Source organism: Streptomyces sp. 8K308 (assembly GCF_004348315.1).
GTDB lineage: Bacteria > Actinomycetota > Actinomycetes > Streptomycetales > Streptomycetaceae > Streptomyces.
In genome coordinates this window covers 1-10,932 of record NZ_SMKC01000250.1, presented here as the reverse complement: position 1 = coordinate 10,932, position 10,932 = coordinate 1, and the positions used below count along the sequence as shown (strand labels likewise).

Below are 10,932 nucleotides of genomic sequence, written 5' to 3'. Positions count from 1 at the left end.
ACACGATGGTGCGGCCGAGTTGAACTGGACAGGCTCGGACACGTACAACAACGACACCAGGGCCTCCCGGCACTGCTCGGTTAGATTCGCATCCCCGAGCTACCGAGAGGCCCTGCCTTCATGCGCAACAACGGGAACATCACCCCGACGGGAACCTGTTCGACCCGCACGTTCCATGATCGGTTGAGATACGGCTTCTTAAGCCATCGGGGGGCGTCGATACCTCGTTCAACTGCTGTCACGCGAACAGGCGGGAGGCCGGGCGTCACGGTGTCCATGGCGTCTGCGTCCGTTGTGAATTCGCGGTACGGGAAGCGTCGCCCGGCCCCGAGGTCAGGCCGAAGCGCAGCCCGGGGGACGGACGGGTCGGGTGTGTTCAGGCGAGGTGTGCGCGCGTGGCCCCCCGAAGTGGGTGGCGGCGACACCACCGCGCCGGCCCGTGCCTCAGTATCTGATGACGGCCCGCCCCACGATCTCGCCCGTTCGAATGCGCTCGATCGCGTCGTTCACGTCCTCGAAACGGAGCTTGTGGACGGTGTGTTGGATCTTCCCCTGTTCGGCGAGGGTGATGACCTCGCTCAGGTCGTTGTAGTTCCCCCAAAATGACCCGTGGTAGGTATATTCGCGGCTGACCAGCGGGAACAAGGGGATGTCGATCCGGTCCCCGACAAGGCCGACCGACGCGTAATGCCCGCTGGTGGCGAGGAGCCCGAATCCCAGCTTGATCATCTCCTCGGCGCCGGCGCAGTCGATGGCCGCATCGATTTCGTCCTGCCCGGTGGCCTCGCGGAGTTCGCCCCGGATGTCGTCAATGGACCGGTCTCTGATGTTGATGGCGTGGTCCGCGCCGAGCTTCTTCGCGAGTTCGAGCTTTTTCGGATTTCGGGCGAATGCGACGACGGATGCCCCGCCGGCCAGCAGTTTGGCGTACTGCACGCCGTAGGTGCCCAGGGCCCCCATCCCCATCACCCCCACGACGCCGCCGGGGACGAAGGCCCCGGCGGCGCGGAGTTTCTTCACGCCGCGATACGGGGTCAGGCCAGCGTCTGTCAAGGGCGCAAGCTGCTCTGCCGTGAGTTTGGCCTGCGAGTTCACCTTGATGGTGAACGCGGCGGGGATGGGAACGTACTCGGCGTAGCCGCCGTGGGGCCCGAATCCCGGCCACGCGATGTGCGGGCAGATTTGCGTGTCGCCGCGGTGGCAAAGGCGGCAGGTGCCGTCGCCGATCCCGCCCACGACGACCACCTGGTCGCCGACGCGGCGGCCGGTGGCCTCGGCCGCGCTCCCAACCCGGACGATCTCACCAGCGATCTCATGACCTGGCGTGACCGGAAAATCGAATGAGGAGTACTTTTGGAAGTAGCCGTCCACCAGCTGCACATCGGTGCGGCACATGCCAGCGGCCCCGACCTTGACGAGCACCTGGTCGGGGCCGATGTCAGGAGTCGCTACCTCCTCAAGGACGAACGGCTGATTGTACGCGTGCAGTCTGGCTGCACGCATCGTGTTCGGAATTTCGGGACTGGACACGGCTTCCTCCTTGCAGTAGTGCGTGGTCTCGATAGCTGGTGAGCGGCCGCCGACCAATCCGACTCGCCGCGCTTGCCCACAAAAGGATAGTTTCCAAATGCCGTGAACGACGGAAAACGGAGGATGCGATATAGCAGCGGCGCCGCCGGTGCCTGCGGAGCATCAGGAGCACTGCGATTGGCAAGCCTAGTTGTTGCGTGATGCCGTTTGCGTGACCTGAGCTGGTTATCCCGTTGGTGGTGCGTGGAGATTTCTTCTGAATAGGTTAATGAGTTGCGGGCGCGGGTCGTATTGTGGGGCGGTGAGGGGCGGCGGCGGAAGGGCATCGCTGAGTGGGCTGGGTGTCGGCTCTGACCGTCGGCCGGTGGAAAAGGTGGTATGCCGAACTCGGGCTGGCCGCATTGGAGGAACGCAAGCGTGGTGTTCCCCGTACCCAGGTTCCGCCCCGGGTGCGTGGCCGGGTGATCGCGCTGACCAGGATGCCCCCGCCGATGGAGGCGGGACTGTCACATCTGGTCGGCCGGTGCCTGGCCGCATATCTCAGGCAGTCTGAGGGCGTCGGTGTCCTGGCACTATATCGCCCGCGTGTGGTGGGAGAAGAACCTTCAGCCGCGCCGCTCGGACACGTTCAAGATCTCCAAGGATCCGGCTTTCGCGGCGAAGGCGGCCGATGTCGTCGGGCTGTAACTGGACCCGCCCAGTGGTGTCGTGGTCCTCTCGGTGGACGAGGAGACGCAGGTCCAGGCTCTGGATCGCACCCAGCCCGTCCTGCCGGTCACGTTCGCCGCGACGGAGAAGCGCACCGCCGATTACGTTCGCCACGGCACCCCGAACCTCTTCGCCGCCTTGAACGTCGGCACGTGTGAGGTGATCGGTGAATGCCACCCGGTGCGGGATACCGGGAACTTCCGGCGTTCTTGTAGAACGCGGTGACGCCTCATATGGGCAAGGTAGTCCACGTCGTCCTGGACAACCTTTCGATTCACACCACTCCTGCGGGGCGAGAGTGACTGGACGAGAACCCTCACTTCCACTTCACTCCGATCGGCTCGCCCTGGATCAACCAGATCGAGATCTGAGTCGGGATCATCACCCGCCAGTCCATCCGTCGAGGCATGTTCCCTACATGACCTCAGGGAGTCCTGGCGTCGGCGGGAGACTTTCAAGACAACCTACCCGTGCCCCCCTGCGATGGGCGTTCAGACGCGGGGAGCTAGTGCGGGAACATCCCCTGAAAGGCTGAGTCCCAGCCGATCAAGGCGTTTCTCAGGAACCGCGGCCTCCCAGGTACGCTCAAGCCCTCCCGGAGGTGACGCTGAGTGTTGGGCGCCGCTCAAGATGGAGCATCTGGGGTCACCACTCAGCGTGATGCATGGTGAAGAGAAGGGCTGCCGGCGGGGATTCATCAGGGACCGATGCCGTATTCCTCGACGCCGGCCAGGATGTGCGGTGAGACCCGGTGCGCCGTCGTTGGCACGTACCATGGCCCACGCGCGCCGGAGCACATGGCGGTGTCAGCCTGGAAGCAATTGAGTTGGCCGTGTGTCACGAACGCTGGGGGAAGCTTCAATCACCTGCTCGGCGTCGTCCGGGGATGGCGATCTCCTGGGCTAAAACACCGAGGCGGCTTTCAGGACCTCATTTGCCCGCCTCAACTCCACGTTCTCCTTGCCGAGTGTTTCTGGTCCTCGCGCTCGGCGGTGCTCAGCCGGTCATTGCGGTGACCAGCGTCCGCCTCAGCCCGGCGGACCGACCTCCCGCGATCGGACGGCCGGTGGCTCAAACCTCACGTACCACGCGCTTGCTGAGTTCATGGGGGTACTTCCGTGGTGCTGGCATTGCTCGTGGTTCTCCTTACACCCGGATCGTAACCGGGCATCAGGGACCCCACGAAAATCAATGCAGCTCAGGCCTGGTCACAGGGACCTCGCTGGCGGCCTACCTAAGCGTTGTCCCGTAACTCGAGGCAGAGGCTGGTGGGTCGCCACAGCCGGATCGACTTGTCCGGTTCCGCCCTGACTCTCAGCCTCAATAGGATTCCGGCGAAGCTGGTCGAAGCGGACATCGACAAGCGGTCTCCAGAATTGCGGGACAGCTCTTAACCGCACGCCGGGTTCGGCAAGCGGTACGGAGAAATGGACCGGTGGCAACACCGGCACCGCGCTCCGGGCCGCCTCAACAGGCACCCCTATGCAAAGTGCTATATTAGGGGCATAAAGCTCCTGGTTCATGGGCGGCGGGATCACAGCGCTGAAGGTCATCGCCTCGTGCCCGGGTGCGTCGGGGACGCCAGGCGCCCGGACGGGAGGGAACGTGTCGATCCAGCCGTCGGACGTATCCAGCCGCCGTGCCCCCACCAAGGGCCAGGGGCCTCGGTCCGGGTGGATGCGCCTTCTCCCGGTCGGACTGATCATCACCGCGGTCCTGTACAACATCCTGACCCCCACTCATCTGACCTTCCTCGGCCTGTACGTTGCCGCGCCACTGATCGCCGCGGCGGTCGACACGCCGCGGGCCACCCTCGCCACCGCCGTGGTCTCCATCGCGATTGCCACGCCCCTGCTGACCGTGGTCAACGAGCCCAGGGGATTGACGGTGGTCGAAAGATGCCTGCTGGTCGGCACCGTCGTGGTGACCTCGGGGCTCGCGCTGGTCGTCAACGCCGCCGTGATCGCCGCGCGTGAGCGCGCGGCCTCGGCGTTTGGCATCGCGGAGGTCGTGCAGCGGGCCGTCGTGCCGCATCCGCCGCCGCGTGCCGGCTCTCTGCGGGGCGCCGCTCACTACCGCGCGGCGCAGCAAGACACGCTCGTCGGCGGTGACCTCTACGCGACGCAGGAGACTCCCTTCGGCGTGCGGCTGATCGTCGGAGACGTCTCCGGGAAGGGTGTGAGGGCCGCCATGACGGTGGCCGTGATGCTCGGCGCCTTTCGGGAGTGGTCCACCCATGAGCCGGACCTGGCCCACCTGGTTTGGCGCCTGGAGCACGCGTTGCTGCGCGAGAACCAGCGGATGGGCCTCCTCGACCCTCCCGAGGAGGGGTTCGTCACCGCGGTGCTCGCCGAATTCCCCCACGACACGCCGGACCGGCCGTGCTTCATCTGCTGCGGCCATCCGCCACCGCTGCTGCTGCCGCCTGATGAGCCACCGCGCTATCTGCCCGTTTGCGAGAGTGCCCTACCGTTCGGACTGGGCAGGGACCGGGAGGCTCTGAAGCACGACGTGCATCATGCGGACTTGCCCGCCGGCACTTTCGTGCTGCTGTACACCGATGGGGTCACCGAGGCCCGCAACGGACGCGGCGAGTTCTACGACCCGGCCGCCGCGCTCGGCGGCCGTGTCTTCCACGACCCCGACGATCTGGTCGATGCAGTGACAGCCGACATCGTCGCCCATACCCACGGCAATCTGAACGACGACGTGGCCCTCCTGGCCGTCCACCACACCCCCGACCCCGCACGCTAAGGGGACTGAGGCGGTTCAAATGACCGTGGTGGGTTGGTCAGGCGTGTTGATCGGGTCGAAGCGGACGGTCGGCCCAGGCTGTTGGCTTCTTTGATCACGCGGCGCATGGCGCGTTCGGGGGCGCGTCGAGTGAAGTGGTCGGCACCGAGCTCGCGGTAGGGGACCTTGTCATGAAGCACGTGCCAGATGGCAATGGCGAACTTGTGCATCACCGCGACGATAGCGCGTCTGCCGCCTCGTCTTCCGGCGAGACGGCGGTAGAAGACACCGAGATAGGAGTCCTTGTTCCTGATCGCGACCATGGCGGTGATGCCCAGTAGTCGCTTGAGGTTGGTGTTGCCGGGTCGAGTGCGACCGGGGCGGGGACGCTGCGGCGATTGCGATCACGCTGGTGTGGGACCGCCTGAACATCCATGTCTCCCGCGCCATGGGCAAAGTGATCGCCGAGCGCGCTCAGCCTGGTACTGGTTTTCCCAGGGACCGATGCCCAGGAAGAGGCCTCCCTGGATGCCAGGGCTCTCTGTCCCGACGATGGATTCCACAAGACGCCTCCGCCACATGGCCGCCCATGCGGCGATTAGAGACTTTGACGGAGACAACATGCGTGACTACACCGAGCTGTACATCGACGGCGCCTGGCGCGAGCCCCTCGACGGCGCGGTCGCCGATCTGACCGACCCCGCGACCGGCGAGGTGTCCGGCCGGGTGGCGCTCGGCGGCGAGGCCGATGTCGACCTGGCGGTCGCCGCGGCCAACCGGGCATTCCCATCTTTCTCCCGGACCACCCGCCAGGAGCGTATCGACCTGCTGGAGCGGATCGCTGACGAGTACGAGCGGCGCGCCGAGGACATGGCCCAGGCGGTCACCGCTGAGCTGGGCTGTCCGCTGTCGCTGTCCCGTGCCATGCACGTTGCCGCCGGGCTGATCCAGTTCCGGGCCGCTGCCCAGGTGCTCAAGACGTTCTCGTTTACCGAAGACCGTGGCACCACCCACATTCGCAAGGAAGCCATCGGCGTGGCGGCTCTGATCACTCCGTGGAACTTCCCCGCCCTTCAGCCGGCCGGCAAGACCGCCTCGGCGTTGGCGGCCGGCTGCACCGTCGTCCTCAAACCGGCTCAGCTGGCTGCGGCTCGGAGATCGGAAACGCGCTTGCCTCGCACCCCGACGTCGCCGTCGTGTCCTTCACCGGCTCGGGTGAGGCCGCGCTCCAGGTGAACGCCGCTGCGGCCAAGAGCGCCAAGCGCGTGGCCACCGAGCTCGGCGGCAAGTCGCCGCAGGTGATCATGCCTGATGCGAATCTGGACGTTGCGGTTGACACGGTGCTCACCTGGCTGATGGCCAACACCGGCCAGATCTGCAGTGCGCCGAGCCGGACCCTGGTGCCGCGCGAACGGCTGGAGGAGTTCCTGTCGGTGCTGCTCCCGGGTGGAGGCGCTCCAGGTCGGCGACCCGCGTGCGGAGGGCACCGACATGGGCCCGCTGATCTCCGGCGAGCAGTGGCGGACCGTCCAGCGCTATGTCTAGACCGGCCTGGATGAGGGGGCCCGGCTGCTCACCGGAGGCCTGGGCAAGCCGGATGGCCTGGAGAAAGGGCACTTCGTCAAGCCCACGGTGTTCTCCGGGGTCGCCAACGACATGACCATCGCCCAGGAAGAGATCTTCGGCCCAGTGATGTCGATCATCACCTACGACACGGTGGACGAGGCTGTTCAGATCGCCAACGACACCCGATATGGCCTCGCCGGTTATGTCACCGGCAGCGATCTCGCGGACGCCGCGGACGTCGCGTCCCGGATCGAAGCTGGCTACGTGATCATCAACAACGCCGAGTTCGACTGGACCGCGCCCTGGGGTGGTTACAAGGAGTCGGGCAACGGCCGCGAATGGGGCCCCGACGGCATGCAGGAGTACCTGGAGACCAAGGTCGTCCTCGGCCGCTGACGGCCGACGCTGGATTCTCACCGGAGATGGCAAGAACGTGAACGTTGGCAAGCTGGCGGCCCTCGAGACCCTGGGGCGCCGGCACCCCAACCAGCACCACCGGACGCACCGCCCCTGGCACTTTCGAACTGTGGTCGGCGTCGTCTTCGTGGTCATGGCCGCCAGCAGCGCGCCGTCGTCGGCCCGCATCCCAGCCGGGAAGGGCCGCTGCCGGCCACGGAGAGCAGTAAATGCTGCTCCATCACAGTGATACGAAAATTCGCTGCATCTGACCTTATTTTTCTAATATCGAGTAAAAGAGAGGTAGTGGCATGACCACTTGGTTCATCACTGGCGCGTCCCGCGGTTTCGGCCTGGAGATCGCACGCCAGGCACTGGAGCGGGGGGACAAGGTCGTGGCGACGGCCCGCAGGCCCCAGGACGTACAGGACGCGCTCTCCCAGCACGGGGACAGCCTGCTCGTTGTCGCCCTGGACGTCACCGACGAGGCGCAGGCCCGCGAAGCCGTCGAGGCAGCCGTCAAGCAGTTCGGCACGATCGACATCCTGGTCAACAACGCAGGACGCGGTGTGCTGGGCGCGGTGGAGGAAACCACCGATGAGGCGATCCGCTCGGTCTACGACACCAACGTCTTCGGTCTGGCCAACGTCACTCGCGCCGTCCTGCCGGTCATGCGCCGACAGAGGTCGGGCCGCGTTCTCAACCTGAGTTCCATCGGGGGCTTCGAGAGCGTGGCGGGCTTCGGTGTCTACTGCTCGACCAAGTTCGCCGTGGAGGGCCTTTCCGAGGCGATGCGCGCCGAACTGGCGCCACTGGGGATCCAGGTCACGATTGTCGAGCCGGGATACTTCCGCACCGACTTCCTCGACGCCACCAGCCTGCTCACGGAGGGCCGGATCATCTCCGACTACGCCGAGACCGCCGGCGCCGTGCGCCAGGCCGTCCCCGGGCTCAACCACGCCCAGCCCGGTGACCCCGTCAAGGGCGCCACAGCCATCCTCGCTCTCGCCGACGCCGCCAACCCGCCGCTGCGCGCCCAGCTCGGCAGCGACTCCGTGAGGGCCATGGACCGTAAGATCGCTCAGCTTCGCGAGGAGACCGACACCTGGCGGGAGCTCGCCCTGTCCACCGATCACGACGACGTGAAGGCCACCAACTGACCCACCGTATGACGCGCATGAGTCACACGAGAAGGAGACTGCCGTGACAGAACTCGGTGAATACCTGCGCGCATGCCGCGCCCGGGTCACTGCGGAGCAGGTGGGGCTGCCCACGTCCGGGCACCGCCGGGTGCCGGGACTGCGGCGTGAGGAACTCGCGTCGCTGGCCGGCGTCAGCGTGGACTACATCGTGCGGCTGGAACAAGGCCGCGTGAAGTCCGCGTCGCCTGCCATCCTCAGTGCCCTGGCCCGGGCCCTCGAGCTGCGGCCCGACGAGGAGGAGTACCTGCTGCGGTGTGCGACCGAAGCCGGCATCTCCGACCAGGCGAAGCCGGTCACACCCAGAAATCAGCAGGTAACGCAGGCAATCCGGGTCCTCCTGAACAGCATGGTGAATGTCCCGGCACTCGTGCTCGGCCGTCGTATGGACATCCTGGCGTGGAACAAACTGAGCGCCGCGCTGTTCACCGACTACTCCAGGCTGCCGGCCAAGCGGCGCAACCACATATGGCTCACCTTCCTCGACCCCGAGGTCCGCGGGCTGTACGCGAACTGGGAGCAAGTGGCCCAGGAGTGTGTCGCTTACCTCCGCATGGACGCCGGCCGCTACCCGAACGATCCCGAACTCGCCCGCCTCGTCGGGGAACTGTCCTTGAAAGACCCCGACTTTCGCCGATGGTGGTCCGACCACAGGGTGCGGGCCCAGCGGCATGGCCGCAAGGAGTTCGTTCACGCGATCGCCGGGGAACTGAGCCTGGACTTCCAGGTGCTGGATGTGCGCGGCTCCGCGGACCAGAGCCTGCTCGTCTACACGGCGGAACCGCACTCACCGAGCGCACAGGCCCTCACCTTTCTGGCAGGCTGGGCTGCCACAGAGCTCCCCGCCCGGCCGACGGAGGCGGCAGGAGCCCCCCGGCAACCCGGAGTAGCACCTTCGGCGGGAGAATCCAAGGACGGGGCGTAGCGCATCAGCGGGACGGCCGGGCCGAAACAGTTGGGGAGCGGGGTGCGACATCCTGCTCCCCAACGGATTGATGTGCCCCGGGTTCGGTGGAATCGGGTTGCTGGACAATCAGTCATCCAGCGCCTCAGGAGACCCATATGCCCCGCAGCTATCCAGCCGAGTTCCGCCGCAAGGTCTTGGACCTCATCGAGTCCGGCCGCAAGGTCGCCGAGGTCGCCCAGCTCCTGGGGATCAGTGACCAGACAATCTACACTTGGCGCCGCCAGCACCGTATCGAGACCGGCCAGGAACCCGGCATCAGCAGCAGCGATCACGCCGAACTCGTTGCCGCCCGCCGCCGCATAGCCGAGTTGGAGACCGAACTGGCCATCCACCGCCGCGCCGCCGAGATCCTGGGACAGGTGGTGCCCGCAGGGGGAGGTGACGTCGACGCCGGTCGGCACGTCGAGGCGGCGGCGGTGTGAGTATCGGCGATGTCGCCGGCCGTTGCCGAGGAGCGCTTCGTCGCGGCGTCGGTACTGCGGCCCGAACTGCGTCGCGGCCGCGTACCGGCTGCGGAAGCGACGTGAGCGTGCCCTCGTGCTGTGGGACGTCGTGCTCGGTGCGAAGGCGGCGGAGATCCTGCACCTTCGCCGGCCGCCTCGAGCAGCTACTCGCGGGGCAGACGTGCGGCGGTCCCACCTGCCGGGTGGTGCTGTGGGCCGGCGTAAGGCGGAAGCGGACGGCCCGGTACTGCGGGAGCGCCTGCCGTCAGGCGGCCTATCGCGAGCGCCAACGACAGGAGTGATCGCGACGCTGTGCCGTAACGGGAGCCCGCGTGATGGGCCTGCTGTTACGGCACAGCGTTATGGTTAATAGCTGTCCGGCAGGGGTGTTTTGGGATTCCCTGAATCAGTCGTACCATTCCACTCTCATAGCATTGTGGTCGGGGGTGCGGATGTAGAACTCCGCCCGATTGTTGCTGCCGTCGACGTAGCGTCCGATGTCGCGGAACACTAAACACGGAAGGTCGTCGCTGCTGCGTCCCTCCACGGGCTCGTCGGCGTTGCCGTCCGGATCGTCCTCCCAGAGGTAGTAGGCCGTAAAGGTGCTGGAAGCGGTGTAGACGCAGGCACGGAAGTCGCCACCGGCTGAGCGCCCTATCCCACTGTGATAGCGAGTGGTGTCCTCGCCGCTGTCGTGGAATCTCGACGTCCCCACGTGATCCCATTCGCCCGGGCCAGGCAACGGGGCTGCAGCCGCGGGCGATGTCACAGAAACCGCCGCAGCGACCACGCCCAGGGACGCTAGCTTCCAAAATATATGCTGTTGCACTTCCTCGATCACCTTTCAGGTTCAGCCGGTCTTTTTTGGATTCCTTTGCCTTTTGCTGCTCCTGAGGCATCCCCTACCGTGACAATAAAGAGGCATTTGCGTGCTTCGCTATGGTGCATGCTGCTTAATAAGGCGATGGAGTTGTGCATGGTGCGCAACCGTGCAGATCGGCACGCCATGGCAATTGATTGCCCCGGCTTTTCCTTTGGCAGGGGTCTAGACCTCTCGACGCCTCGTCAGGTCTTGACGTCGACCGCCCACCGGCCGGTAGTCTGGTGTGGCGCCGGACCACCCCTACCCTGTAGCCGCTTCTTTACGTCACCATCCCCAGGGCCCTGGGAGCGCGGAGCGCGACCAGGCCCGGACCGTCACTTTCCCCAAATCTCAGTAATTACGCAGCATATGAGCCTGATGCACCACCCGCACAAGGAGGCTAAGGCCGGAGGCCGTGCCTCCCAACCCACCACCGCCTGTGAGCGGAGCGAACGGGCCCGCCCCACACGGGGCCGCGGAGCGGCCGGTGTCTCTCCGCCCCGTAGGGGCGGCGCGTCGTGTCTCCGG

9 protein-coding genes and 1 pseudogene are annotated in these 10,932 nt (G+C 66.1%); 7 read left to right on the top strand and 3 right to left on the bottom strand.

The features are described from left to right. Positions 1-444: 444 nt before the first annotated feature. Positions 445-1,530: an NAD(P)-dependent alcohol dehydrogenase gene (locus E1265_RS26580; protein WP_243741124.1), complete on the bottom strand. Its 1,086-nt coding sequence runs from the start codon at positions 1,528-1,530 to the stop codon at positions 445-447. Positions 1,531-2,091: 561 nt separating this feature from the next. Here E1265_RS26580 and E1265_RS40425 point away from each other — a divergent pair. The 3 genes from E1265_RS40425 (at position 2,092) to E1265_RS26570 (ending at position 4,992) form a co-directional block, all read left to right on the top strand. Then, positions 2,092-2,217, top strand: coding sequence for a hypothetical protein (locus E1265_RS40425; RefSeq protein WP_279571468.1), 126 nt, complete (start codon positions 2,092-2,094; stop codon positions 2,215-2,217). A 33-nt stretch (positions 2,218-2,250) separates the two neighbouring features. Then, a complete protein-coding gene (locus E1265_RS39670) occupies positions 2,251-2,463 on the top strand; it encodes a hypothetical protein (protein ID WP_243741123.1) in 213 nt (70 codons plus the stop codon). Positions 2,464-3,843: 1,380 nt separating this feature from the next. Next, entirely contained in the window at positions 3,844-4,992 is a 1,149-nt protein-coding gene (locus tag E1265_RS26570; protein WP_165953884.1) for a PP2C family protein-serine/threonine phosphatase, read from the top strand. Here E1265_RS26570 and E1265_RS26565 read toward each other — a convergent pair. Next, positions 4,989-5,294, bottom strand: a complete 306-nt coding sequence (locus E1265_RS26565; RefSeq protein WP_132933538.1) for a hypothetical protein — start codon at positions 5,292-5,294, stop codon at positions 4,989-4,991. The two genes, E1265_RS26570 and E1265_RS26565, sit on opposite strands and share 4 nt — an antisense overlap. Between E1265_RS26565 and E1265_RS39665 the strand changes: the two are divergent. The 4 genes and pseudogenes from E1265_RS39665 (at position 5,293) to E1265_RS26545 (ending at position 9,521) form a co-directional block, all read left to right on the top strand. After that, positions 5,293-6,933, top strand: a pseudogene (locus E1265_RS39665) (aldehyde dehydrogenase family protein). The gene E1265_RS26565 and the pseudogene E1265_RS39665 sit on opposite strands and share 2 nt — an antisense overlap. A 311-nt stretch (positions 6,934-7,244) precedes the next feature. Further along, complete coding sequence (locus E1265_RS26555; protein WP_132933537.1) at positions 7,245-8,093, top strand: oxidoreductase; 849 nt, start codon at positions 7,245-7,247, stop codon at positions 8,091-8,093. A 43-nt stretch (positions 8,094-8,136) separates the two neighbouring features. Continuing rightward, a complete protein-coding gene (locus E1265_RS26550; protein WP_132933536.1) occupies positions 8,137-9,057 on the top strand; it encodes a helix-turn-helix transcriptional regulator in 921 nt (306 codons plus the stop codon). A 137-nt stretch (positions 9,058-9,194) separates the two neighbouring features. Further along, a complete protein-coding gene (locus E1265_RS26545; protein WP_132933535.1) occupies positions 9,195-9,521 on the top strand; it encodes a transposase in 327 nt (108 codons plus the stop codon). A gap of 427 nt (positions 9,522-9,948) precedes the next feature. On the opposite strand, the gene E1265_RS26540 is transcribed toward E1265_RS26545, so the two are convergent. Beyond that, positions 9,949-10,383 (bottom strand): hypothetical protein, encoded by a 435-nt coding sequence (locus tag E1265_RS26540; protein WP_132933534.1) that lies wholly within the window; start codon positions 10,381-10,383, stop codon positions 9,949-9,951. Positions 10,384-10,932 lie beyond the last annotated feature (549 nt).

Coding starts and splice junctions, on each gene's coding strand:
- E1265_RS26555 (WP_132933537.1), top strand. CDS start 7,245: ATGACCACTTGGTTCATCACTGGCGCGTCCCGCGGTTTCGGCCTGGAG.
- E1265_RS26565 (WP_132933538.1), bottom strand. CDS start 5,294: ATGGTCGCGATCAGGAACAAGGACTCCTATCTCGGTGTCTTCTACCGC.
- E1265_RS26545 (WP_132933535.1), top strand. CDS start 9,195: ATGCCCCGCAGCTATCCAGCCGAGTTCCGCCGCAAGGTCTTGGACCTC.